Genomic DNA, 24,491 nt, shown 5'->3' on the forward strand with positions numbered 1-24,491 from the left:
GGCGAGGGCCCGGCACCAGGGATGCTCGATAACAGCGAAGTTCTGACCCGTACAGGAGCTCTGTCATGTCTGAGGCCACCGAAGCCGCGCAGCGCCTGATCGACGCGACCGTGAGCGATCTGGACGCGCTCGCCGACGTCTATGCGGACCGGGCCGTGATCGAGATGCCCTTCGCGGCTCCGCTCTTCCCGGTCATACGTGATGTCACGCGAGACGAGCTGCGCGCCGGATTCACCCGCCCGGGGAGGCCGCGCTACACGGGGGTGAGCGACGTTCGTATCCACGAGACCGCCGCGGTGAACACCGCCGTCCTGGAGTACCGGCTGCACGGCGTCACAGCTGAGGAAGAACGAGAGTTCACGCTCGACTACATCATGGTCATCACGACGCACGACGGCCAGATCGTGCACTCCCGCGACTACTCGAACCCTGTCCAGGCCGCGCAGGCCATGGGGATGACGGAGAAGCTGATCACGGCGCTGGGCTCCGCCGTCTGACACCTCCTCGCGCGGTCTCCCGTCAGCTGCGGACCCGGCGGTCGACGGCGATCCAGTTCGTCTCCCACGTCGTCCCGCCGTCGGCCGAGAACGCCTGCTCGAACCTCGCCACGTCCCGGCTCGGGCGGACGATGAGGAACCGCACCTTGATGGGGCGGCCGTCGAGCTGGTCATCGCCGTAGAACTCGCCGACGCCGTCGTGGAACCCGCCGTACACCGCCGGGGTGAGCAGGCCGTCACGGAGATTGACGAAGGTCAGGCTCCACCGCTGCGCCTGCGGCTCGTACAGTCGCAGATTGAGTCCTTCGATGCGGCCGTTCGGCCCCGACACGTCGAGCTCGACGACGTTGGCCCGCCGGTCCGCGAGCGGCCGCACCGTACTGGTGCCGGCGAACTCGAGCCACTGGTCCGGGGACTCCGAGAGCGGGTCGGCGAGGACCTGCACGGTGGTGCGCCAGGTGCCGATCTCCCAGTTGAAATCCCGTTGGCCGTCGGCGATCGTCGATGACTCGGGGGACGGTGCTGCGGTGCCGGATGCCGCCGTCGCGAGAAGCAGGAGGGCGGAGAGGCCCGCGGTCAGGATCCGGCGGTACGGAATCGGATATGGAATGGTCATGGTCCGACTATCGAGCGGAGCACTGCCGTGAACAAGAAGGCACCTGCGGGTAACCCCTCCCGGCCCAATCCGCTGCCCGGCTGCCCGATGGCGGCGGCTTTCGCCGCCATCGGCGGGAAGTGGAAGCTGACCCTGCTCTACTGGCTCGCCCACGGGGAGACCCACTTCGCCGGCCTGCGCCGCAGAGGTGCGCCGATCACACCGAAGGTGCTCGCCGAACAGCTGCGGGAGCTCGAGGCCGACGGGCTCGTCGAACGTGTGGTGACCGGACCGGTCCCCGCGCCCGTCATCTACCGGCTCACCCCGTACGGGGCCTCCGTCCTGCCCGTCGTCGAGGGGGTGCGGGTCTGGGGCGAGGCTCACCTGCGCCGCACCGAGGGCGAGACGGCGCTGGACCCGGCGCTGGGCTGCGCCGGCTCGATCGCGTAGGCGGAGTTGCATCTTCCGTAACGGCATGTGGTCCCGTGGACTCATGTCCCGCCCCACCGAGGAAGGCTCCTTGCCCATGTACTCGACCTTCATCCCGCCGCGTCAGGTCAAGATCGGTGACGCGGCGGCCTTCGTCGGCACCACACCGCGGGCTATCCGGCACTACCACGAGATCGGCCTGCTGCCCGAGCCCGAGCGGGGCGGTGACGACCGTCGCCGCTACGGCTACGAGGACATGATCCGGCTGCTGTGGATCCGCAGGATGGCCGACGCCGGGATCGCGCTGGACGACATCCGCGACGCCTTCGCCGACACTGCTTCTGCTGGAGCATCCTCTGTCGCGGACGCTTCTGCCGGTACCGACGGCGACCACGGGATCGCGGGCATCCTGGAACGGCTGGAGGAAACGCTCGTCGCCCAGGAAGCGGAGCTGCGGCGGCAGCGGACCGCCGTCCAACGCATGCGCACCGAGGGCAGCAGGATGGGCCTGCTCTCCGATTTCGTCACCAGCCGCCTCAAGAGCCTGCCCGAGGGTTCACTGCGCCAGGCGGACCTGGACAACATGCTGGTCATCGAGCGGATCTTCGGCCCGCTCGGCGCGGCAGTCAACGCCACCCGTTACATCGCCCTGGCCACTCACCCGGAGCTGCGCGAGGAGTCCGACCGGGTTGACGCCGCCGAGGAGGCGCTCGACGACACGGTCGCCGTCGACGACCCCCGCGTGGCGCAGGTCGCTGCCCAGCGGCACGCCTTCGAGAAGGCGCTCGAGGCCGTCATCGAGGATTCCGGCCTGGCGCAGGAGGACGATGCGCTCTTCGACGCCTGGGACGCCTTGCACCCACCTGCCCCTGATGAGGACGAGGTCGGCCCCCGGAGGGAACCGGGATCCATGAGCGCGTTCGAGGCTACCGGAAAGATGCCCTACGACTTCTCCCCGGCCCGCCTGCGCTGCATCCAGCTGGCCGGGGAACTCGCTGAGGCTTCTGTCGAGGTTCCCTAAGCCGAGGTTGTCGTGGCACCTCGGGGCAGACCGAACGGGCGGTCACCGGTGTTCCCCGGCAACCGCCCGTCAGCAACGGCAGTCGTCCGCTTGTCGGTCAGGGCTGGTCTCGACAAGCTCGACCAACGGATGAGCTCGACCCGCGGGCGAGGCTCGACCGGCGGTGAGTCGTCAGCGGTAGTTCGTGAACTGCAGCGCGAAGTCCAGGTCCGAGCCCTTCAGCAGTGCCATGACCTCCTGCAGGTCGTCGCGCGACTTGCTGGTCACGCGCACCTCATCACCCGTGATCTGCGTCTTCACGCCCTTGGGGCCCTCTTCGCGGATGATCTTGGTGACCTTCTTTGCGGACTCCCCCGCCAGCCCCTCCTTGAGGGTGGCCTCGAGGCGGTACTCCTTGCCCGACGGCCGGGGCTCCCGCTCACCGACGTCGAGCGCCTTGAGCGAGATGCCGCGCTTGATCAGCTTGATCTCGAAGACGTCCAGGGCCGCGAGCACACGCTCCGACGAGTTGGCGACGATCACGATGTTCTCGCCGCTCCAGGCGATCGAGGCGCCGACGTTCTTGAAGTCGTACCGCTGCGAGATCTCTTTGCCCGCCTGGTTCAGCGCGTTGTCGACCTCCTGGCGGTCGACCTTGCTGACGATGTCGAACGACGAGTCGGCCATGTGGTGCTCCTTCTATGTCATACCCGGGCGCCCCTGCACGGCCCAGTTGGATTCGGCACCACCGTATCCGCAGCCAGGGAGCGCGACGAACGCATTCCGTGGCAGCGGACGGGTGGTGTCAGAGCATTCCGGGCGGGGTGCCCCAGTCCGGGCCCGACGTCGGACCCCCGATACCGCCCTGGCCGTAACCACCCGACGGGCCGCCGGCCATGGCCTCGAGGCGACGGATCCGATCCGCCATCGGCGGGTGCGTGGCGAACAGGCGGCCGATCCCCGCGCCGCGGAAGGGGTTGGCGATCATCACGTGGGACACGTTGGTGAGCTCGCGGTCCTGCGGCAGCGGCGCACGCTGGGTGCCCTGCTCCAGCTTGGCCAGCGCCGAGGCCAGCGCTAGCGGGTCGCCCGTGAGTCGGGCGCCGTCCTCGTCGGCGTCGTACTCACGCGTGCGGGAGATGGCCATCTGGATGAGCATCGCGGCGATCGGCGCGAGCAGCGCCATCGCCAGCGCCGCGAGCGGGTTACCGCCCTCGCGGCGGTCGCCGCCGCCGAAGAACAGCAGGAACTGCGCCAGAGCCGTGATGAGCCCGGCCAGCGCGGACGCGACCGAAGCCGTGAGGATGTCGCGGTTGTATACGTGCATGAGCTCGTGCCCCAGGACGCCGCGCAGCTCGCGCTCGTTGAGCAGCTGGAGGATGCCCTCCGTGCAGCAGACCGCGGCATTCTGCGGGTTCCGCCCCGTGGCGAACGCGTTGGGCGCCTTGGTGGGCGAGATGTAGAGCCGGGGCATCGGCTGGCGCGCCGCCGTGGACAGCTCGCGCACTATGCGGTGCATCTCCGGCGCCTGCAGCTCCGTGACCGGGTAGGCACGCATCGCGCGGATCGCCAGCTTGTCGGAGTTCCAGTAGCCGTACGCGGTGGTGCCCAGACCGATGAGCACGAAGATCCACAGCATGCCGGAGCTGCGCCCGAAGAGCGCCCAGAGCCCGAGGATCACGGCCCACATGCCGCCGAACAGCGCGGCGGTCTTCAGCCCGTTGTAGTGCTTGTGCATCGCACTCCTTTCCTCCCAGCCGAACGTGCCGCGCCGGGCGCCGGTTCCCAAGGCAATGATCTCGCACGTCCGGTCCGCGACGTAGGTCCGCGAAGTAGAGCGCCTGTCCGGGTCTCCCCGGTGTCACCGGGAGAGTCGGACAGGCGCTCTACTTCGCGGACCTGGACCGTCAGGCCTGGGACCTGGCGATCGTCACCATCTCCTCGCGGGGGACGACCTTGACGCGCTCGCGACCCTCGGCCTCGCCGAGCGACCGCTCGTGCGCGTCCAGGAGCTCCCAGCCCGCCCACTCGACGTACTCGACGCCCTTGCCGGCGAGGAACTCCAGGACGGCCTCCGGCGCACCCTGCGGCGCGATCCGGCCGCCGTCCAGGTCGCCGGGCGCCTCGCCGTCGGCCACGCCGGTGACGTCCTCGACGAGGTGGCGGATGGTCTCCGACGCGTCGGACTTGGTGTGGCCGATGAGGCCCACCGGGCCGCGCTTGATCCAGCCCGTCGCGTAGACGCCGGGAACCTGGTTGCCGTCGATGTCGACGACCCGGCCCTCGCGGTTGGTGATGACGCCCTTGACGTCGTCGTACGGGATCTCCGGCAGCGACGAGCCGAAGTAGCCGACGGCGCGGTAGACGGCCTGGACCGGCCAGTCGATGAACTCGCCCGTGCCCTTGACGGTGCCGTCGCCCTGCAGCGCGGTGCGCTCGGTGCGGAACCCGACGACCTTGCCGTTCTCGCCGAGCACCTCGGCGGGAGCGTGCAGGAAGTGCAGGTGCAGCCGGCGCGACGCCGTGTTCTGCGCCGGGTCCTTGAGCGTCCAGTCGACCAGGGTCTTGACGACCTGCTTGGTCTGGTTCGACGAGTTGATGGCGGCCTCGGAGCCCTCGTCGAAGTCGAAGTCCTCCGGGTACACGACGATGTCGACGTCGGGCACGTGGCCGAGCTCACGCAGCTCGAGCGGCGAGAACTTGACCTGGGCCGGGCCGCGGCGCGCGAACACGTGCACGTCGGTGACCGGCGAGGACTTCAGGATCTCGTGCACGTTGGCCGGGATCTCGGTCGGCAGCAGGTCGTCCGCGTGCTTCGCCAGGATGCGCGCCACGTCGAGGGCGACGTTGCCGGCGCCGATCACCGCCACCTGCTCCGCCTCCAGCGGCCAGGTACGCGGCACGTCGGGGTGGCCGTCGTACCAGGACACGAAGTCGGCGGCACCGTAGGAGCCGTCGAGGTCGATGCCCGGGATGTTCAGCTCGGCGTCCTTGATCGAGCCCGTCGAGAAGATGACGGCGTCGTAGAACTGGCGCAGGTCCTCGAGCTTCACGTCCACGCCGTAGTCCACGTTGGCGATCAGGCGCACGTCACCACGGCTCAGCACCTTGTGGAGCGCGACGATGATCTGCTTGATGCGCGGGTGGTCCGGGGCCACGCCGTACCGCACCAGACCGAACGGCGCGGGAAGGCGCTCGAACAGGTCGATGCTCACGTCGAGGTCGGTCTTGGACAGGATGTCGCTCGCGTAGATGCCGGCAGGGCCGGCGCCGACGACGGCGACGCGCAGGGGTCGGGTGGTGCTCACGAAGGGGCGCCTTCCGGTCGAGAGGTCAGGAGGGAAGCGAAGGCCGCCCACGATTCTACCGACCGGGTAAGGCGCGCCTCACCCCCGCCCAGGGGTTGGACGGTGGCGTTCCTGTGAGGATCCGCACTCCGCAGGGGCTAGCGCCCCTGCTCGCGCTCGCGCTTGACCTTGTCTGCCCGACGGCGGAGCTCAGCCCTGCCGAGCGCGTTGTAGATGGCGTCGACCACCGCCATCGTGAGCGCGACCCCACCCAGGACACCGGCGAGCACCGCCACCGGGATGAGGCTCAGCACGCTGGAGAGAACGGCGACCACCACGAGCCCCAGGCCGATCCAAAGGCTCCACCTGCCGAGGCCGCTCATGCGGGAACCACCTCGGCGGGCAGCTCGCGCAGTCCGCGAGCGCTCACCTCTTGCAGCGAGTACGTCACGGGCTCCCCTGCCGGGTCGTGCTCCGTACCGCGCAGCACGTAGACACCGTGCGGCCCTGCGTAGACCGACGCGTTGAGCAGCTCGTCGCTCCCGCGGGCCACGCCCGACACGATGCTCACCGCCACGGCTTCCTTGAGCTGCGGCAGGCTCGGGACGGCCGCCTGGAACGCCTCGGCCGTGTAGCTCTTCGCGGCGGTGCCGAGCAGCGCCGTGCCCGTGGGGTCCAGGAACTTCTCGAACCGCTCGCCCAGCAGGGCCTCGGGATACACCGAGAAGACGTGGTGCCCCTGGCCGGAGATCTCCTCCTCGAGCACGACGTCCCGGCCTTCCTCGTGGTGCAGGTAGGCGAACAGCCAGTCCTTGCCGTTCGAGCTCGTCCGCTCGACCGAGAGGATCTTCCGGGCCGTGCGCCGGAGCACGAGAGGACCGGTGATGCCGGGATGCGCCTTGATCTTGGTGACCTTGGAGCCGCTCTCGTCCGTCTCGGCGGGCACGACCAGCTCCCGGGAGGCCATCGACCGGAGCGCCACCCGACCCATCAGAGACCGGTCGGCCTCACCCTGGGCGTCGATCCACGGGGTCGGCACCAGCTGCTCGTGCTCGGGTCCGTCGAGGATCGTCACCTCCTCGTCCGTGAGGATCACGATTCCAACGACCTCGCCGTCGCGCGCCTGCGCGAGAGTGACCCGCGCGGCCTCGACGTCGTCCGGCCCGAACTGCATCGGCTTCTGTTCGCTCATCAGAACAAGCCTCCCACAAAGTCGCCCACGGCTCCGGCAGCATCGCCGACCGCGTCACCGACGTCACTCGCCACGTCCTTGGTGCCCTCCCAGGCATCGCTCGCGAACTCGCCGACCTCCTTCACGCCGTCAGCAAGGTACGGCATCGGGTCGGAGGCGAACGCGGAGATCGTGTCCCAGTTGTCGTACACCAGGTTGCCCAGCGCCCAGGCGCCGGTGACGAGGCCGGCACCGACGGCGATACCGATGCCGACGGGGTTGGCGAACGCCGCGACACCCAGGAACATGCCGATCGTCGCGACGCCGCCGGCGACGCCGATTCCGCCCATCACCCGGTCGACGCCACCACGCCAGCCGTCGTACTGGGTGTTGAACATCTGGTCGATCCCGCCGATGATGCCGAGTGCGCCGCCGGCCGCACCCATGAACTTTCCGGCGGTGCCCAGCCGGCCGACGATACCCATGCCGTCGGCGAGCATCCCCTGCCGGATGAAGGTGGTCGCGGACGCCGCCGCGTCACCCGCCGTGTCCAGCGCGCGCGAGAGGTTGAGCAGGTTGCGGCCGTACTTGAAAGTCTGCCAGCCCGCCAGTCCCGTGGTGACGAGCCCGGCACCGGTCTCGATCACGTCGAAGATGCTGCCCGGCCGGTTGGACGCCCCCGCGACCTCGACGCCGCCACCAGGACCACCGCTGTACTCGTTCGACGTGGTCTCCTGCGCGTCGGCGTTGGAGCGCACCGTGAGGGCGGCGTCGCTGAGCGCGGCCGCCGCGTCCCTGAGCTTCATCAGGTGACTGCCGGTCCACTCCTGCCGAAAGCCGTCCGCGTCGGGACCGCTCCAGCCGTCCTGCTGCGGAGTCGCGGCCTCGACGGCCGTCGCGACGGTGTCGAGCGTCTCGCTCCCCTCGTCGAACTTGTCGGCAAGGAGACGCAGCGCCTCGATATCGGCGCCGAACATGCTCCCGCTCACGTGGTCCTCCTCGTGTTCCGCCACCGACAGGTTCGGATGGCCGCTCAACCCTTACTGATCAAGGGATGCGGGACCGGTACGGTCCCGCATCCCTTGACGTCGGCCCCCGCGTGTACGGGAACCCTCCTGCATGGAAGAGCTCGGGCTCGATCAGAGCGAGGCCGAGGTGCTCTCCTGGGTGTTGGCGTTGTTGTCCGCCGTGGTGCCGTAAGCCTCGAGCGCAGCGGCGATCTCGTTGAGCTTGGCGGCGTGGGTGCCGTCCCACTCCTCCTGGAACTGCGTGGCGTCCTGGCCGTTCCACTGGGTCTGGGACATCTGGCTCGTGATCGTCGTGACGACCTGACGCACGCCCTCGGCCTGCGTACGGAGCGTGTTGGCCAGGCTCCGTACTGCCTCTACGTCAAGACCGAAGACGTTGCCACCCTCTGCAACCATGTCATGCTCCTTTTTCTGTGGCCGTCCCCTCGGACAGCCTCCGTTTCTGCGACGTCACGAACTATTTCACGCTCCGTGACGCCGTGGAATGGGGAGTACTCCCCATGCCCCTCGTCACCCCGGTAGGGCGACGTGGATCTTGGTTGCCCGGCCTGCCGTGACGAGGAAGCCACGGCCCGGCGGGAAGTCCTTGCGACGGATCCGGCCCAGCGGCGTGTTCATGAGCGTCTCGCCGTCGGTGTCTCCGGGCGTGAGGAGCAGGCCGTTGCGGCCGGACTTGAAGGCCCCGGCCAGCGTGAACGCCTTGCTCCAGGTGGACGACTCCGACTCACCGATGACGAGCTGCTCCTTGCGGGTGGCCAGCTTGACGAAGGCCTCCATCGGCTTCTCCGCGGGCGTGCCCGTGAGCTCGGTGTAGTTCTCGATCATCACGGTGAGAGTACCTGGGGCGAGCCGATCGCTCTCGAGGGCCGTGGTGAGGTCCTTGAGGGACTCCACGATGTCCTCCGGGTTCGACGCGGTCACGTCCCACAGGTCCAGCGCGGACAGGCTCGAACGCCGTGACGACAGGTACACCAGACGTGTGCCGCCGTTCCGGCGCAGCGCGGTCGCGAGCGACACGAACGCCGTCGTGCGTCCGGCCCCGGGCGGGCCGGCCAGCATGAACGGGCCACGCATGGGCAGGCCGACCGGAGCGATGTCGAGGTCCCGCAGGCCGATCGTGGCCATGTCCCCCGTGCGCTGCGGCAGCTGGTCGAGCGTGAACGTGTCGGGCAGCCGCTCGACGCCGGGTGCCTGGGGCACACCGCCGACCGTGCGCATGGTCTGCTCCAGCCGGGCGAGCTCGCGCGACTGCACGGCCGCGTTGGAGTCACCACCGAGCACGGCGATCTGCGCCTCCTGGCCGTACATGATCGCCCGGCCGGGCGCCGACGCCGCCGTCAGGACGTCCTTCGGCGCGTTGAGCATCACGTAGTCGTCCTCCTTCGCCATCCGGTGGATGATCCGCTTCTGCACGGTGGAGGCCAGCGACGGCGGCACGGACACGGCGCGGTCGCCGCTCATGACGAGGTGGATGCCGACGGGCCGGCCGTCGGTCGCGAGCTGGGTGAAGGTCCCGAAGACCGAGAAACCACGTGCGCTGATGGTCTCGTAGGCCTCACGGAACGCTCCGATGCCGTCGACGAGCACGATGATGCGCGGCTCGTCGGGCTTGTTCGCCAGGCGCCGGTACTCGTCGATGGTCGACGCGCGCACGGCGGCGTAGCGGTCGGCGCGCTGGTCCAGCGTGTCGCGCAGCCTGCGCAGCAGCCGGGTCACCCGCTCCTCGTCGTCGCCGGCGATGATCGCGCCGACATGGGGCAGGTTCTCCAGCATCTGGAGACCACCGGAACCACAGTCGATCCCGTAGACCTGCACCGGGCCACCCCGGTGCGTCAGGCCCGCGGACACCGCGATGGTGCGCATCGTCGTGCTCTTGCCGGTGCCACCGGTGCCGTAGATCGCGAGGTTGCCGTCGGTGTCGGGCTCGTAGTGCACGGTCGGCTGGGCCTGCTGCGGCGGGTTGTCCAGCACGCCGAGGACCAGCTGGGAGTCGGTGCGCCGGTTGGGCAGCAGCGCCAGGTCGTACGTGGCCGCCAGCTCCTCCAGCCACGGCTTGCGGGGCGCCGGGACGCCCGCCTCGGCCGCGGCGCGGCGGATCGTCGAGACGACCCGGGCGATGTCGTTGGGTCCCGGGTCCTGCTCGTCGACGACCTCGGGGGCGGGCAGCTCCCAGCGCCTGCCGGTGCCGAAGTCCATCTCCTCGACGTCGAGCGAGGACCGCTCCGGCTGGTCGGTGGTCCACCCACCGGCATAACCGGTCTGGAACGTGGTCAGGCGGCCGGGACCGGTCTTCGCGGCGCCGCGGCCGGGGATCGACGGCGAGAAGTGCGCCGCCATCTCGTCACCGAGCACGTCCTTGGAGTCGTGCTCGTCGGCCATGCGCAGCGCGATGCGCAGGTTGGTGTTGGCGCGCAGGTTGTCCTTGATGACACCGGCGGGGCGCTGGGTCGCCAGGATCAGGTGCAGGCCGAGCGACCGGCCACGCTGGGCGACGTCGACGACGCCGTCCACGAACTCCGGGACCTCGCCGACCAGGGCGGCGAACTCGTCGACCACGATGATCAGGCTCGGCGGCGCCTCGGGGTCGCCCGTGCGCTCCAGGGACGCCAGGTCCTTGGCCTTCTTTCGGTTCAGCAGGTGCTCGCGGTAGTGCAGCTCGGCACGGAGCGAGGACAGCGCGCGGCGCACGAGGTGCGGCGACAGGTCGGTCACCAGGCCGACGGTGTGCGGCAGGTTGACGCAGTCGGCGAACGCGGCGCCGCCCTTGTAGTCCACGAACAGGAAGGTGACCCGGTCCGGGCTGTGCGCAGCGGCCATGCCGAGCACCCAGGACTGCAGGAACTCCGACTTTCCGGCACCGGTCGTACCGCCCACGAGGGCGTGCGGGCCCTGCGTGCGCAGGTCCAGGTGGAACGGCTCCACGCCGTTGTGCCCGATGAGGGCGCGCAGGTTGGTGGGAGTCTTGCGGCGCACCGGCGGGGACCCGTCGCGCGGGGTGAGGGAGAGGTTCTCCTTCCACCGCTCGATCACGCCGTTCGAGTCCCGGCCGAGCTCGGTGCCCGCGAGCGCCAGGTAGGAGACGGCGCGGGGCAGGTCGGACTCGTCGTCGGTGGGTGCGCCGACGTCGACCACCGGGGACAGGATCCTGGCCACCTCGCGCGCGGTGTGCAGGTCGGCGACGTCGCAGCGCACCGGGTAGGCCAGCTGGCCGTAGTGCACCTCGCCGGTCATGGCCCCGTTCTCCTGGGCGTTGGGGTCCAGCAGCACGAAGGTGCGGCAGGCGGCGGGAAGCTGCTCGACGGTGGGCGCGATCCACACGACGTGCACGCCTGCCGCGGCGCCGTGCTCGACGAGGCGCACGAGCCGGGAGCGCTCCACCGGCGCGTCGTCCTCCACGAGCACGACGACGGACGGCAGGACGGGCTTGGGCGGCTCGTCCGTGCGGTCCTTGTCCGCGTCCCGCGCCCCTACCAGGGGTGCCGGGCCGTCGAGGCTGACCCCGCGCGCCTCGACGAGTTCCTCGAGCCGCGTCAGCAGGGAGATGCCGGCGGCGGGGTCGTCGGCCAGGTGGTCGGACGCCCCGAGAGGGCTGTGGGGTGAGCCGGTGTGGGGCAACCACTCCAGCCACTCCCAGTCCTGACGCGACCGGGCGGACGTGAGCGCGGTGACGACGACCTCGGAGGGCGAGTGGAGCGCGACGAGCTGGAGCAGGACCGACCGGCCGACGGGCTCCACCACACCGCTGGGTCCGGCGATGCCGACGTTGCCGCCGAACCGGAACCCGGCACCCATGGGGACGTCGTGGATGGTCGCGCACCGGTCCTGGAGCTGCAGGATCTTCTCCCAGTGCTCGGGGATCGCGTCGTTCTCCCGGGGTTCGTCGAACGCGGTGCGCGCGGGCGCCGACCCGAGACCGAACCGCACGGTGAGGAACCCCTTGTGCTCCGGGCGGTGCGTCCACATGAGCCCGCCGAGGCGGCGGACGGCGTCGAGCGACTCCGCGAGCGACGGCGCCTCGGCGAGCCGGACCGCCCGTTCGACGGCGTGCGTGCGGTCGATGCGGTCCGCCGTGGCGGTCACCTGCTCCTCGAACTGGTCGGACGCCTTCTCGAACTCCTTGCGGGCGTTGACCTTCCGGTCGAAGTACATCCCGACCATCATCACCGGGCTCATGAACATGAACAGGAGCGAGATCGGGTTGCGGGTGAACGAGTACATGACCGCGCCCATCATCATCGGCGCGAGCATCATGAGCCACGGGAGACGCTGCGGCTGCGGCGGCCTCGGCGGCTTGGGCGCCTTGATCTTGATCTCGCCGAAGCGCGTGACCACGCGCGGGGACCGGTTGAACTCGACCACGGGGCTGGTCGGGGCGATGCTCGTGGAGCGGTGCAGGGCCACCACGGACAGCGTCGTCTCACCGATGGTCACGGTGTCCGACGACGTCAGCACGGCGCGCGTCATCCGCTTGCCGCCCATGACCAGGCCGTTGGCGGAGGCGAGGTCGTGCACCTCTATCGACTCGCCCACGATGATGCGGGCGTGCCGCTTGGAGACCTGCCCGTCCGAGAGCCGGATGTCCATGCCCCGGTCGCGGCCGATGTACGACGTGCCGACCGGCAGCGGGAACTCGCGTCCCGCGTCCGGTCCCTCCATGACGCGTAGCTGCGCCACCGCCGTACCGCGGTCCTGTCCAGGGTTCACGAACTGCTCGGAGACCCGGACTATCGACACCACGGAGCCCGACCGCAGGCCCGCCTGGACCAGGTCGTTCGTGGGGCTCAGTACCCGGCCGCTCGTGAAGCTGGTCGAGCCGTCGCCGACGATCTGCAGGGTGAGGTTCTCGGGTGCGGCAGCACCGCCCCGGGTGGGGTCGCCGGAGAAGAGGGCCTCGGCCACGTCCCGCACTGTGGCGGTGGCGTCGGCGGTGACCGCGACGTTTACTGCGGACTCGTCGGGTCTGTTCAGCGTCAGCTTGATGCGCACGTCAGGCGTCGTCCTTCAGGTCAAGGAGGGGTAGGTCTGCGGGGGTGACAAGGCGGGAGGCGACGGCGTACTCCACGAGCCGCGCGCGGCGGTTGGTGGCGAGCAGCCCCGGGCCGCCACGGAGCCCCTTCACGCCGATCCGGTCGAGCTTCTCGCAGACGTTGTCGAGCTTGCGGTTGAAGCGTGTGGTGGCCCAGCCCAGGCGGCGGGCCGCGTCCGCGCTGGACGGGATCTCGCTCAGGCCGGTGCCCTCCCGCCGCAGCATGGGCTCCGCGAGCACCACGATGAGCTGCTTCTGGCTGGTGGTGAAGCTGATGGCGCCGATGGTCGTGGCGCCGCTGTCGGGGTCCTCCGAGCGGACCTCGTGGTACGGGGCGTCGTTGAGCTGGGCCGTGATCTCGTAGGTGGTCGGCCCGGCCGTGAAGACGATGGAGGTGGTGGGAAACACCAGCGGCAGGCGATGCCCGGGCGGCAGCCACGACTGCACGCCGCCGCCCGAGTCGCACACGGTCGCCGAGATCAGTGACCCCACGTTGGAGAGCCACCAGATCTTGTCCTCGTGCGTCACCCGTAGGAACCGCCGGTGGAGATAGGGGTTGTCGTCGATCGCGAGCTCACCCTCGCGGCCGATGTCGAAGCCGTTCTCCGCCTGCGCGGGATCGAACCACTCGCCGCAGAACTCCAGCATGAGGTCGCCCACGTCTCCCCCTCTCCTCCTGGTTGGTCAGCCGGCCGGTCAGCCGGCCGGAACTCGTTCAGCCTGCTGAGGCGCAGGCCTGCTGGGGCTTCCCCGACTTTCCGGCGCGGTCCACGAAGACCTCGATACACGTCTCGCCCTCGGCACGGGGGACGGTCACGGACGTGCCCGTCTCGACGGGCTGGGGCGGGTTCGTCTCCGTGAGCGACAGCACGCGGTACCCGTACTTGTCGCCCTCGACGAGATCCTCCGGCGCCTTCCAGGTGAAGACGACCTCGTCGCCCACGAGCTTGCCCTTCAGGTCCTGGACCGGGGGCACGTAGCCGAGCAGGGCGTCGGGCGGCGGGTCGTTGCCGGCCTCCACGGTCGCCGTCTCCTCCGGATCCGGCTCGCCGGCGCTGCCGTTGAGGACCAGCGAGCCGACGACGACCGCCGCGACCAGGACCACCGCGCCGACGGCCAGCCAGATGAGCCCCGACCGTGACGGCGGGTCCTCCGGCTCGACCTCGGGCTCCTGGGCCGCCTGCGACTCGGGCAGCCGGGTGCGGTGGACGGTCTCCTCCACGGGCGGGGCTTCCCACCCGGGAGTCGCCACCGGCACGTCGAAGCCGGCAGGGACCGTCGTCCGCCGGCTCTCGGTGCCGCCCTGCTGCGGACCCCACCCGGAGGTCTCGCGCGCGGGCGGCGCGAAGGTGCCCGACGCCGTGCGCACGCCGCCGACCGACGGCGTCGCCGGTTCCGGCCGCTGCCCGGGGTCGATGGCCGTGACGTTCTTCAGCCGCGTACCGTCGTCGTCCTCTTCCTCCCCCGCGACCGCACCGGTCTCGTCCAGGAGGTCGATGGGCGTCATGTCGCGTGCCAGGCCCACCTGGACCTGCTGCAGCGCCCGCGCGAACGCGAGCACCGACGGGTACCGCGAGGAGGGCTGCTTCGCCATGGCGATGCGCAGCACCTGCTCCAGCGACGGCGGCACGTCGTTGCGCCCGATCGGCGGCAGCGGTGCCTGCTCGACGCGCGCCACCAGGTCTGCCGACGTGTTCGACCCGCCGGGCACCTCGAACGGCGTCCGGCCGGCCAGCAGCGTGTAGCAGGTGGCGGCCAGGGCCCACACGTCCGTCGTCTTCCCGGCGACCGGCGGGTCACCGAACGACTCCGGCGGCGACCACGGGATCGACATGCCCTCGGCGGCCGAGGCCTGCTCGAAGGTGGAGGAGATGCCGAAGTCCGTCAGCACCGGGTGCCCGAACTGCGTCACCAGGATGTTGGCGGGCTTCAGGTCACGGTGCAGGATCCCGAGCCGGTGCGCGGTCTCGACCGCACCGGCGATCTGGATGGTCGTGCGCAGCGCCTCGGCCAGCGAGAAGCGTTCCGAGCGGTACCGCGCGCCCAGGTTGGGGCGCGAGCAGTACTCCATGGCCAGGTAGGGGCGGCCGTCGTCGGCGACGCTCGCCTCGTACATCGTCACGATCGAGGGGTGGTTGCCCAGGATCGCCATCAGGTCGGCCTCGGAGTCGAACGCCACCCGCTGGGCGTCGCTCGCGTGCTCCTTGAGGAGCACCTTGACGGCGACCAGGCGCTTCGGGCGCTGCTGCTCGTACAGGAACACGTCCGAGAAGCCACCGGAACCGATCAGCTTCTTGTACTCGAACCCCGCGATGTGGGGCGGCGCCGACGGGGCGCGCTTGCTACTCACTTGTCTCCCTCTGGATATGGCATGGTCACCAGCTCGGCTGCGTGCGGAACCTGTACTGCGTGCGGAACGGTCACCAGATGCCCTCGAACGTCAGGGTGGCGCCGTCGCCGAGGTCCACCACGTCGCCCTCGACCACGATCACCTTCTCGTTCGGGTGCAACCGGCGGGGCGCCTGCCCCGCCCGCAACAGGGTCGTGCCGTTCGTCGTCGCGAGGTCCGCGACCAGCACGTGCCACTCCTCGAGGGTGATCTCGACGTGCGACCGCGAGATGTCCTGGTCGGGGCTCGCCACCGTGACCAGGCGCGGCGTGCGGTCCGCCGACGCGTTGTTGGTGCGCGGACGACGCCCGACGACCACCGGACGGTCCAGCTCGACCACCTGCGGACGGCCGGGAGCCTGCTGCACACCGCCCGTCACGATCATCTGCCCGAGCGCGGGACGGGGCACCAGCTGCGCGTCGCCGTCCAGGTCCGCGCCGCAGGTGCGGCAGCGGTCGGCGGTGGGCGGGTTGGGGTGACCCTGCGGGCACGGCAGCCCGAGGATCTGCTGGGCGCCCGGCAGGACCGCGGCGGAGAACTTCGGGACCGGGCTCGCGTCCTTGCGGAGCGCGGCGATGTCCACGGACATCATGGTCTCGCCGTCGTGGTCGGTGACCTCACCAGGGGCCTCCACCGCGGGCTCCCCCACCGAGGCGGCACGCTGCGCGGCACCGGGGGTGACGCCAGCGGGTGGCTCCGGCGCGAGCACCGGCGGCGTCCAGCTGCCGGGCACGCCGGAGATCAGCCCGTCGCCCGGATCGGCCGGCTCCGGAGCCACCGGCTCGGGTTCGGCGGGTGCGAGCGGCGGTGGCGGCACGGGTGCCGGGGCCTGCTCCACCTCGTGCTCCTCCTCGTCCTCACCCTGTCGCACCGCCGCGTCCTCGACCCGGCGCATCACCGTGTCACCGAAGAGGTGGCCGTAGTCGTCGTCCCCGCCGAACTGCGTGGACTCGTCGACCTCACCGCGGGCAGGGGCAGGCGCGTCGGGGCCGGGGACCACACCGAGCCCGAGCATCGGGACCGACTCCAGCACCGGCTCGGGCTCCTTCTCGACGGGCCCGACCGACGGGATCGGGGACGAGGGGACGGAGCCGCTCCCGATCACCGGCACGTCCAGCGCACCCGGCACTATGGTCTCGCCCGACACCTGCCGCTCGGTGCGGACCGGCGCGCTGCCGGCCCGGTTCGAGAAGCCCGGGAACGTGACGGCTCCCGGCTTCTCCTCCGCGGCAGGGGCGACCAGCGCGTCAGGGGCCGCCGGGGCGTCCACGAGCGTGCGGCGCAGGGAGCTCGCGCGCACCACCGCCGCCTGCACCGGGTACTCCGTGTCCGCCGGCGGCTCGTCGGTGGTGATCGCGAACGACATCGGGGCGTCCACGACCCGCTCGGACCAGGTGACGACGCCCGCACCCGTCACCTCGACGGGTGCGCCGCCGCCCTCGGCGGTCACGACGACCTTCACGCCGGTCCCGCGCACGGCGACGTGCGCCGCCGTCGCCGGGTCGCTGCCCGAGAGCGAGACCACGGCGAACGGGGGCGTCTCCGCCAGGCCGCCCGCGGCGAGCACGCCGAGGGTTGCGGCGACGCCGCCGTCCGCGCGCTCGAGGGCGGTCCAGAGAGCGTCGACGACGTCGGCGGACGCCGGGCCGGGCAGCACGACGACCGTGCCGTTCCGGACCACTGCTCGCGCGGAACCCTCGCTGTAGTGCACCGTCATGTCAGACCCCCTGGCTTCTTGCTTCGTGCTCTTCCCGCGGCAGGGTGTCCTCGTCGGGCTCCGTCCCCGGCCGTGGTGCTGTCGCGGACCCCAAGGTCTCGTGGTCCACGCCCGTCACGTCGATCACGACCACCGTGATGTTGTCCCGGCCCCCCGCCTGGATCGCGGCGTCCACCAGGAACGCAGCTGCGCGCTCCGGGTCTGGCTGCTCCAGCAGGATCGTAGTGATCTGGTCGTCCGTCAGCTCCCCCGTGAGCCCGTCCGAGCAGACCAGCACCCGGTCGTGCAGCGCCACCGGGATGTACCGGAAGTCCGCTCGTACCCCCTCCTGGGCACCGAGGGCCCGGGTGATCACGTTCCGCCGCGGGTGGCGGCGTGCCTCGTCCATCGTGATGGTGCCCGCGTCGACGAGTTCCTGCACCTCGGAGTGGTCGACGCTGACCTGCGCGAGCACGCCGCCCGACAGCATGTACGTGCGGGAGTCCCCGACGTTCACGAACAGCCAGTACGGCACGTCCTCGCGCTCGTCGACGAGGACGCCGGTGAGCGTGGTCCCCGGGGCGTTGCCCGAGTCGGTCTCGATCGCGCGGATGCGCTTCTGCGCCAGCTCGAGGTACGCCTCGACGAGCGCGGGCTCCACCTGGTCCACGTCGGCGAGCGCGCTGAGGGCGGCCAGCGCCTCCGCGCTCGCCACCTCCCCCGCCTCGTGGCCGCCCATGCCGTCGGCGACGAAGAACACGCGGCCCGTGGCCAGGTATCCGTCCTCGTTCAGGGTCCGGCGACGTCCCTGGTGCGAGGCAGCGCCCCAGACCGTCGTCAGCCCCTGATCGTGCTGCGTCATGCCTTCGGCTCGTCGGGGTGGACGACGATCCGGCGGTCACCCACGTGGATGGTCGAACCCATCGGCACGCGCACCCGCGCGCCGGGCTCCGCGACCTGCGGCGAGCGGCCCGGGGCCGACACGACGGTGCCGTTCGTGGAGCCGCGGTCGGTCAGCCAGAGCCCCGCGGGGTCGACACCCAGCTCGGCGTGGTTCTTCGACACCGACCGCGTCGGGTCGTCGACCCGGACGAGGATCGTCGGCGAACCGTCGGCGGCCTGCGGGTTGCGGCCCACCAGCGCGGGTCCGTCGATCACGTGCCGTGCTCCGGACTCGAGCTCCAGGACCACCGTCACGACCGCCGCGGGCACCAGGCTCGGCGCCTGCATCCGGGTGGCCTCCCACAGCTCCTCGGCCTGGGCGGGCGGCTGGGCCGCGCCGTCCCCCGGGAAGCTGACGGGGCGGGTGGGGCGGGACTCCGGGTGCTGCTGCGGCGGGAGCTCGTGCCGGACCGGAGGCGCGGCAGGCTGCTGCACGGGCGGCGCGGCGGCCTCCGGCTGGGCGGCCGGCCAGGTCTTGGACGGCCAGGCCGACTCCGGCGGCTGGACCTGCTGGACGGGCTGGGACTGGACCGGGTACGGCTGCTGGGCCTGGACCGGCTGGGGCTGCTGCGGCTGCTGCGGCTGAACCGGCTGCGGCTGCGCCGGGGGCGCGCCGGGCGCGCTCCCGGGTATGCCGGTGATGATGCCCCCGCCGGCCGGCGGCGCGGCAGGCGACTGCGGGAACGACCACGGGTCCGGGGCCGCGACGGGCGACGTGCCCGGGTGCTGCTGTGCCGCCGGCGTCAGCGGAGGCAGCTGCCGGGAGGTCTGCTGAACCGGGGCCGACGGCGTGGCCGTCCGCACCGCGGGCCGTCCCGGCGCGCGGGGGCCGGGGCCGACCGGGGCGAGCCCCGTCGTCACCGCGATCTTCGGCGCACGAAGGTCGAGCACCACGGAGCGGGCGATCTTGTCGTGCCAGCCCTGGACCTTGTCACCCTTGTCCCACAGGGGGGTCAGGTGCACGATGACCGGGCCGGCCAGCGGGATCATCGAGATGACACCGAGCATGAGCACCCGGATCAGCTCGCGGCCGAACCCGAGCGGCCCGCGGTCGTCGGCGGAGACCGTCCGCAGGCCCATCGCGGAGTTGCCGACCGTACGGCCGGTCCGTGACTCCCAGATCCACATGGAGAGCATGAACGCGAACGCCACCGCTCCAGCGATCAGGTAGAGCCGCATGAGCTGCGCGAGCATCTCTGCCGCCTGCTCCTGGGACACCACCACCAGGGGGTCCGGCCGCTCGATGGTCAGCAGACCGATGCCCGCGACGATCCCGCCGAGCACACCGGCGATCGCGCCGTCGATCAGCAGGGCAAGGAACCGCTTGCCGACCCGCGCGTAGGGCGCCTCGAGCTGCTGCTGCGGTGCCATGCCCGCGCTCGGGATCTGGGTGGCCGTGTACACCTCGACCTCCGTGGTGATCGGCGGCCGGCTCGTCACGAGCGGCACCCCTCCCGAGGCGCTGCCCTGCCGGGCCTGCGCGGCCGCGGCAGCCTGCTGTACCTGCCCGCGGGGAGTCTGCTGCGGCTCCGCCACGGGCAGGCCGGTGCGAGGGAACGCGCGCCCGCACGCGGCGCAGAAGGGCGCGCCCTCCTGCTGACTTACCCCGCACCCGGCACAGACCACGGCCGTCATCATTTCTCCTTCGTCGTGCCGGTCGCCCGGGCCACCGCCTGGGCCCGACGTCGTTCGGCGACACGTACCCAGATGGAGCGGAGCGACAGGGCCGCCCGCACCCGCTGTCGTGTGCTCACGGTGGAGCGTAGCCCGCCGACGAGCTCGTCGACCCCGGCCCAGAACGCCTCCACCTCGGCAGGCGTGGGCTCGTTGGTCCCGAACACCGTCTCGTCCGCGCGGTGCGCGAGCATGAGGGTCGACGGGACGGCGTGCGCTCCGGCGATGACGCCGGCGCTCTCGCGCCTGGTCGCCCCACGCGGCACGGACGTCCCGAGGTCGGTGACGACGTCGACGACCTCGTACCAGCCGCCACTGATCCGGTCGGCGGGCTGCTCGGCGTTGCGCCGCGCGGTCCGACGCCGGGCCTTGTAGGCGAGGATCGCGACGATCGGGCCCGCGATCACCAGGAGCGGGATGCCGACGGCCAGCAGGATCATGCCGAGCAGACCCCAGTCGAAGCCCTCGTTCTCGGCCTCTTCCTTGTCATCGTCCTCGACGCTTCCGGCCTTGGCGTGCTCCGGCTCCTCCGGCGGCTCCGGGTCCTGGAGCACCGGCGGCTTGGGCTCCTCCTTGCTCTCGGGCTGAGGCTGCATCTGCGGCTTCTCCTCGGGGACCGCGTCGATCGGCACCCAGCCGTACTCCTCGAACGGCACCTCGATCCAGGCGTGCACGTCGCTGCCGAGCACGGACCAGGGCTTGCCCTCCTCGTACTCGCTCTGCTTGTCCGGGTAGAAGCCCATGACGACGCGGGCCGGGATGCCTGCCTGCTGCGCCATGAGGGCGAGCGCCACGGCGAACTGCTCGTCGTCGCCCACCATCTCCTCCTCCGCGAGGAGCGTGTTGAGGCGCTCCGCGGAGTGCCCGGGGCGGGAGAGCGGCTCGCCCTCGAGCCCGCTGGACAGGAACCCGTCCGCCTGCAGCCCGTCCCGGATCCGGAACAGCTTGGTGGCCGCGTCGGTCTCGACGCCCGTGAACTGGGCGGTCTTCGCCGGCAGCTCCTGCGGCATCCCGCTGCCCTCGGTCTCCGGCATCTCGACGTCGAGCTTGATCTTGCTCTTCTTCAGCGTCTCCTCGCTCGGCTCCGGGGTCACCAGCGTGCTCAGGGTGTACGAGTCGCCGGGCCGGATACCCGCCGTGGTGATCGCCGTGTGCGTGTCCGAGTTGTAGTAGGAGCCCTCCGTCTGGGCCTGCGCGTTGGCGCCCTTCCAGCTGACGCCGGTGAGGCTGCCCACCTCGGGGACCCAGACGCCGCGGTACCCGGTGACGGTGATGTCTATCGACATCGGGTCGCCCGACGCGGTCGTGGCGATCTCGTCGCCGACGCGCGTGTAGAAGCCGGTCACTCCGCCGTCGCCGGACGCGTCGTAGACGACGCCGTCGTACCGGTCGAGCGTGGCGATCCTGATCCGGCCGTTCTCGGGAAGCTCGCTGATCGTGAACATCTCCTCGTCGCGAACCTCCTTCTTGTAGTGCCGGAAGCCGACGAGGGGGCTCGTGAACTCGTGGATGTCCAACGGCGGGACCACCGTCTCGCGGAGCACCGTGCGGTCCGGGTCCGGCATGAGGAGCGGCCCGGTGAAGCCGGCGGCGAGGGACGCGACGGCCAGGATCGTGGCGCCCGTACGGACCCGGTACCAGCGCAGCCTGCGCGTGGCCTCCTGGCTGGACTCCGTGCTGATCGAGTGCGTGCCGACCCGTGCCTCCATGACGCGCACCGCGCCCCAGAGGAGAGCCACGATGGTGATCACGAGGCCCTGCACCACCGGCAGCGCCTCGTCGACCGTGCCGAGCAGGATCACGCCGACGAAGCCGACCAGCACCGGGACCACTGCCCACACCGCATGCTTCGCGCGCCAGGCGATGGTGCCGGCGATCAGCGCGACGAGCAGCATGAGCAGGAAGGGGATGACCCCGAGATCGGGGAAGGACTGCATGGGCGGCGCGGTGGTGATGAACCGCTTCCAGCCCTCCACGGAGCCGAGCATCAGCTCACGCAGGGAGTCCAGGGACGGGACCACACCGGCGATGGCGGTGTGCGGTACCGCGAAGGCGGCGCCGAACAGGAAGTAGCCGACCACCGCGAGGGCGGTCACCACCACGGCGGGGAAGCGGCGCCAGGCGCCGACCCAGGCCACCGCGAGCCCGACGAAGACACCGCCGACGGCGGGCAGCAGGTAACCGAGCGAGCCCCAGACGGGACCGAACCCGACGATGACGGCACCGAACATCAGGCACAGTGCCGCGAGGTCGACCAGGGCGAACACGGTCAGCGCGCGAGGGCGGTCCGCCTCCTTGCGGCGCGTGGTGCCGCGGCCCGTGCCCGTCCGGAATCCGGTGCCGGTGTTGTACGGCGATCGGCCCCGGTCGGCGCCTGCGCCGACCGGGGCGTTCCCGCGGGTGTTCTCGTTGCTCATCCGTCGCTCATCTTCTTCAGCGCAAGGGGTAGGTCGGCGAGGCGGCCCAGCGTGAGCACGCCCATCTCGGCGATGGAGTGCCGGCCGAGGGACGCGCCAGGTACGCACTGGATGGCCATGACCTGCACCCCGGCGGGGACGCGTGCCGAGGCCGCGCGCAGCTCGGTGGGCGTCACCATGCTGCCGACGACGAACGCGATCACCGAGAAGTCGGTGGCGGCCATCCCGGCAGAACGGGCGAGGTCGACCAGCTTGGTCTTGCGGGACTCCAGCTCGATGCGGGACAGGTCGTCCATGAGCCGGGTGCGGTGGTCCCCGTGCAGGGTCGCCTCGTTGACGAGCACCGTCACGCCGCGGTCCTCCTTGATGGCCTGCAGGCCCAGGGAACCGCAGACGCTCACGGCGAGCTCGAACTCGTCCTCGTGCGCGTAGTCCTCGGCGCGCGTGGACAGCAGCACCGCGAGGTGCGATCGACGGGTCTCCTCGAAGACCCGGACCATGAGCTGGCCGGTACGCGCCGTCGTCTTCCAGTGGATGTGCCGCCGGTCGTCGCCGGCCACGTAGTCGCGCAGGGCGTGGAAGTTCACGTCCGAGCTCGTGATGTCGTTGGTGACGCGGCCCTCGAGGTCCTTGAGGAAGCCCGTCGACGAGCCCGTGAGGTTCTTGACGCGCGGGTGCACGAAGACCTCCTGCTCGTCCGTCCACGTCATCTCGCGGCGCAGCAGACCGAGCGGGTCGGCCCGCACGGACTTGACCGGACCCACGGTGATCACGCTGCGGCGCCGGGTCGGGATGGTGAAGATCTCCTCGTGCGTGCCGCCGCCCTTGAGGCGCGGCACGGGAAACGCGGCAGTGCCGGTACCCACCGGGAGCTCCATCACCGAGGGCAGCAGCGGACGGCTGGACGCGTTGCGCACGTCGAGGCGTCCGACGGCGCGGTCACCGACCGTCACCCGGGCCTGCGCGAGGTCGAGCACCACGTCGTACTTGAACCGGCCGAGCACGAACACGATCGCGCACACGAGCGTCACGCTGAGCAGCACCGCGGCGATCACCAGCTCGAGCCAGCCAAGCGTGAGGCCCGCGATCCAGGCGGCGACCGTCACGAGCGTCACCGCTATCCCGAACGTGCTGAACGTACGGCGGACGGGAGCGACCACTCGCCCCACCGCCGCCGCCCGGGAACGGGCAGCGGCGGCGAGGGTCACCCAGCCACGCCGGCCACGCTGCACCTGGGCGCGGCCGGCGGCGAGCAGGCCGCGCGGGGTCTCCTGCCGCTTCCCGTACGCGGGGCCTGGTGAGATGCCGGTCGCACTCATGCCGAGGCCCGCTCCTGCGGTGCCGCGACGTCGGCCATGATCCGGGAGAGCACGGCCTCGGGGCGTGCGCCCGCGAACTCGGCCTCCGGGTCGAGCACGAAGCGGTGGGCCCAGACCGGCTGGGCCAGCTCCTTGATGTCGTCCGGCAGCACGTAGTTGCGACCGTGCGCGGCGGCCCACACCTTGGCGCAGCGCACCAGGGCCAGCGCGCCACGGACGGAGACGCCGACACGCACCTCGTGCGCGTTGCGCGTCTCCTCGGCGAGGCGGGACACGTACTCGAGCACCGCGGTGTCGGTGTGCACGTTCGCGGCCAGGTCGGCCATCTCCGTGACGGCCTTGGTGGTGATGATGGGCTGCAGCGCGGTGCTGCGGTCCTTCAGCGCGGCACCCGACAGGATCTCCACCGTGGAGGCGTGGTCCGGGTAGCCCACCGAGGTCTTCATGAGGAAGCGGTCGAGCTGGGCCTCGGGCAGGCGGTAGGTACCGGCCTGCTCGATCGGGTTCTGGGTGGCGAGCACCATGAACGGGCGGCCGGTTCCGTGCGCGACGCCGTCGACGGTGACCCGGCCCTCCTCCATGACCTCGAGGAGCGCGGACTGCGTCTTCGGCGAGGCACGGTTGATCTCGTCCGCCAGGACGATCGAGGCGAAGATCGGACCAGGGTGGAAGTCGAACTTGTGGGTGTTCTGGTCGTAGATCGTCACACCCGTGACGTCCGACGGCAGCAGGTCCGGCGTGAACTGGATCCGGTTGTGCGTGCCCTGCACCGACGCCGCGATCGAGCGGGCGAGCATGGTCTTGCCGGTACCGGGGGCGTCCTCCAGCAGGAGGTGGCCCTCGGCGAGCATGCAGGTGAGTGCCAGACGCACCACCGGTGCCTTGCCCAGGACTGCCTGGCCTACGTTGCCGACGAGCCGCTCGAAGGTCTGGGCGAACCAGGCCGCCTGCTCGGGGGTCATCGTGGTCATCTCATGTTCCCTACTGCTCGTTGCTGCTCGTTCGCTGGGTGAATTCGCTG

20 protein-coding genes are annotated in these 24,491 nt (G+C 71.0%); 3 read left to right on the top strand and 17 right to left on the bottom strand.

Annotation, left to right across the window (positions count from 1 at the left end; genetic code table 11):
• Positions 1-65 precede the first annotated feature (65 nt).
• On the top strand, positions 66-497 hold the full coding sequence (locus tag ACNYC2_RS24765; RefSeq protein ID WP_419704301.1) for a nuclear transport factor 2 family protein: 432 nt from the start codon (positions 66-68) through the stop codon (positions 495-497).
• Positions 498-519: 22 nt separating this feature from the next.
• On the opposite strand, the gene ACNYC2_RS24770 is transcribed toward ACNYC2_RS24765, so the two are convergent.
• Entirely contained in the window at positions 520-1,113 is a 594-nt protein-coding gene (locus tag ACNYC2_RS24770) for a hypothetical protein (protein WP_419704302.1), read from the bottom strand.
• Between the two features lie 27 nt (positions 1,114-1,140).
• Between ACNYC2_RS24770 and ACNYC2_RS24775 the strand changes: the two genes are divergently transcribed.
• On the top strand, positions 1,141-1,542 hold the full coding sequence (locus tag ACNYC2_RS24775) for a winged helix-turn-helix transcriptional regulator (RefSeq protein ID WP_419704303.1): 402 nt from the start codon (positions 1,141-1,143) through the stop codon (positions 1,540-1,542).
• Positions 1,543-1,585: 43 nt separating this feature from the next.
• Positions 1,586-2,542 carry a MerR family transcriptional regulator gene (locus ACNYC2_RS24780; RefSeq protein WP_419704304.1) on the top strand — a complete coding sequence of 319 codons (957 nt, stop codon included), beginning with the start codon at positions 1,586-1,588 and terminating at the stop codon, positions 2,540-2,542.
• A gap of 171 nt (positions 2,543-2,713) precedes the next feature.
• Here the strand turns inward: ACNYC2_RS24780 and ACNYC2_RS24785 are convergent, their stop codons facing one another.
• From ACNYC2_RS24785 to ACNYC2_RS24860, 16 genes are all read right to left on the bottom strand, one after another.
• On the bottom strand, positions 2,714-3,208 hold the full coding sequence (locus ACNYC2_RS24785; RefSeq protein WP_357506976.1) for a YajQ family cyclic di-GMP-binding protein: 495 nt from the start codon (positions 3,206-3,208) through the stop codon (positions 2,714-2,716).
• A gap of 118 nt (positions 3,209-3,326) precedes the next feature.
• The gene (gene htpX, locus ACNYC2_RS24790) at positions 3,327-4,259 is read right to left on the bottom strand and encodes a zinc metalloprotease HtpX (protein WP_116673540.1); all 933 of its coding nucleotides are present in this window, start codon (positions 4,257-4,259) and stop codon (positions 3,327-3,329) included.
• Positions 4,260-4,428: 169 nt separating this feature from the next.
• Complete coding sequence (locus tag ACNYC2_RS24795; protein WP_419704305.1) at positions 4,429-5,829, bottom strand: FAD-dependent oxidoreductase; 1,401 nt, start codon at positions 5,827-5,829, stop codon at positions 4,429-4,431.
• Positions 5,830-5,966: 137 nt separating this feature from the next.
• A complete protein-coding gene (locus ACNYC2_RS24800) occupies positions 5,967-6,191 on the bottom strand; it encodes a hypothetical protein (protein WP_419704306.1) in 225 nt (74 codons plus the stop codon).
• Positions 6,188-7,000, bottom strand: a complete 813-nt coding sequence (locus tag ACNYC2_RS24805) for a hypothetical protein (RefSeq protein WP_419704307.1) — start codon at positions 6,998-7,000, stop codon at positions 6,188-6,190. Before ACNYC2_RS24805 ends, ACNYC2_RS24800 begins: the two co-directional genes overlap by 4 nt.
• Positions 7,000-7,968, bottom strand: a complete 969-nt coding sequence (locus ACNYC2_RS24810; RefSeq protein WP_419704308.1) for a hypothetical protein — start codon at positions 7,966-7,968, stop codon at positions 7,000-7,002. Before ACNYC2_RS24810 ends, ACNYC2_RS24805 begins: the two co-directional genes overlap by 1 nt.
• A gap of 150 nt (positions 7,969-8,118) precedes the next feature.
• Entirely contained in the window at positions 8,119-8,403 is a 285-nt protein-coding gene (locus ACNYC2_RS24815) for a WXG100 family type VII secretion target (RefSeq protein ID WP_357506990.1), read from the bottom strand.
• 114 nt (positions 8,404-8,517) lie between these two features.
• Positions 8,518-12,993 carry an FtsK/SpoIIIE domain-containing protein gene (locus ACNYC2_RS24820; RefSeq protein ID WP_419704309.1) on the bottom strand — a complete coding sequence of 1,492 codons (4,476 nt, stop codon included), beginning with the start codon at positions 12,991-12,993 and terminating at the stop codon, positions 8,518-8,520.
• 1 nt (position 12,994) lies between these two features.
• Positions 12,995-13,693: a hypothetical protein gene (locus ACNYC2_RS24825; protein WP_419704310.1), complete on the bottom strand. Its 699-nt coding sequence runs from the start codon at positions 13,691-13,693 to the stop codon at positions 12,995-12,997.
• A gap of 55 nt (positions 13,694-13,748) precedes the next feature.
• Positions 13,749-15,383 carry a protein kinase domain-containing protein gene (locus ACNYC2_RS24830; RefSeq protein WP_419704311.1) on the bottom strand — a complete coding sequence of 545 codons (1,635 nt, stop codon included), beginning with the start codon at positions 15,381-15,383 and terminating at the stop codon, positions 13,749-13,751.
• Between the two features lie 70 nt (positions 15,384-15,453).
• The gene (locus ACNYC2_RS24835; RefSeq protein WP_419704312.1) at positions 15,454-17,139 is read right to left on the bottom strand and encodes an FHA domain-containing protein; all 1,686 of its coding nucleotides are present in this window, start codon (positions 17,137-17,139) and stop codon (positions 15,454-15,456) included.
• 1 nt (position 17,140) lies between these two features.
• Positions 17,141-17,980 carry a PP2C family protein-serine/threonine phosphatase gene (locus ACNYC2_RS24840; protein ID WP_419704313.1) on the bottom strand — a complete coding sequence of 280 codons (840 nt, stop codon included), beginning with the start codon at positions 17,978-17,980 and terminating at the stop codon, positions 17,141-17,143.
• Positions 17,977-19,698 carry an RDD family protein gene (locus ACNYC2_RS24845; protein WP_419704314.1) on the bottom strand — a complete coding sequence of 574 codons (1,722 nt, stop codon included), beginning with the start codon at positions 19,696-19,698 and terminating at the stop codon, positions 17,977-17,979. The genes ACNYC2_RS24840 and ACNYC2_RS24845 overlap by 4 nt, the downstream gene beginning before the upstream one ends.
• Entirely contained in the window at positions 19,695-22,151 is a 2,457-nt protein-coding gene (locus tag ACNYC2_RS24850) for a DUF3488 and transglutaminase-like domain-containing protein (protein WP_419704315.1), read from the bottom strand. The genes ACNYC2_RS24845 and ACNYC2_RS24850 overlap by 4 nt, the downstream gene beginning before the upstream one ends.
• Positions 22,148-23,470: a DUF58 domain-containing protein gene (locus ACNYC2_RS24855; RefSeq protein ID WP_419704316.1), complete on the bottom strand. Its 1,323-nt coding sequence runs from the start codon at positions 23,468-23,470 to the stop codon at positions 22,148-22,150. Before ACNYC2_RS24855 ends, ACNYC2_RS24850 begins: the two co-directional genes overlap by 4 nt.
• Entirely contained in the window at positions 23,467-24,441 is a 975-nt protein-coding gene (locus ACNYC2_RS24860; protein WP_419704317.1) for an AAA family ATPase, read from the bottom strand. The genes ACNYC2_RS24855 and ACNYC2_RS24860 overlap by 4 nt, the downstream gene beginning before the upstream one ends.
• Between the last annotated feature and the right edge of the window lie 50 nt (positions 24,442-24,491).

This window comes from Promicromonospora sp. NFX87 (assembly GCF_048564965.1).
GTDB lineage: Bacteria > Actinomycetota > Actinomycetes > Actinomycetales > Cellulomonadaceae > Promicromonospora.

Coding starts and splice junctions, on each gene's coding strand:
- ACNYC2_RS24765 (WP_419704301.1), top strand. CDS start 66: ATGTCTGAGGCCACCGAAGCCGCGCAGCGCCTGATCGACGCGACCGTG.
- ACNYC2_RS24770 (WP_419704302.1), bottom strand. CDS start 1,113: ATGACCATTCCATATCCGATTCCGTACCGCCGGATCCTGACCGCGGGC.
- ACNYC2_RS24780 (WP_419704304.1), top strand. CDS start 1,586: ATGTCCCGCCCCACCGAGGAAGGCTCCTTGCCCATGTACTCGACCTTC.
- ACNYC2_RS24785 (WP_357506976.1), bottom strand. CDS start 3,208: ATGGCCGACTCGTCGTTCGACATCGTCAGCAAGGTCGACCGCCAGGAG.
- htpX (WP_116673540.1), bottom strand. CDS start 4,259: ATGCACAAGCACTACAACGGGCTGAAGACCGCCGCGCTGTTCGGCGGC.
- ACNYC2_RS24800 (WP_419704306.1), bottom strand. CDS start 6,191: ATGAGCGGCCTCGGCAGGTGGAGCCTTTGGATCGGCCTGGGGCTCGTG.
- ACNYC2_RS24805 (WP_419704307.1), bottom strand. CDS start 7,000: ATGAGCGAACAGAAGCCGATGCAGTTCGGGCCGGACGACGTCGAGGCC.
- ACNYC2_RS24815 (WP_357506990.1), bottom strand. CDS start 8,403: ATGGTTGCAGAGGGTGGCAACGTCTTCGGTCTTGACGTAGAGGCAGTA.
- ACNYC2_RS24835 (WP_419704312.1), bottom strand. CDS start 17,139: ATGACGGTGCACTACAGCGAGGGTTCCGCGCGAGCAGTGGTCCGGAAC.
- ACNYC2_RS24840 (WP_419704313.1), bottom strand. CDS start 17,980: ATGACGCAGCACGATCAGGGGCTGACGACGGTCTGGGGCGCTGCCTCG.
- ACNYC2_RS24845 (WP_419704314.1), bottom strand. CDS start 19,698: ATGATGACGGCCGTGGTCTGTGCCGGGTGCGGGGTAAGTCAGCAGGAG.
- ACNYC2_RS24850 (WP_419704315.1), bottom strand. CDS start 22,151: ATGAGCAACGAGAACACCCGCGGGAACGCCCCGGTCGGCGCAGGCGCC.
- ACNYC2_RS24855 (WP_419704316.1), bottom strand. CDS start 23,470: ATGAGTGCGACCGGCATCTCACCAGGCCCCGCGTACGGGAAGCGGCAG.
- ACNYC2_RS24860 (WP_419704317.1), bottom strand. CDS start 24,441: ATGACCACGATGACCCCCGAGCAGGCGGCCTGGTTCGCCCAGACCTTC.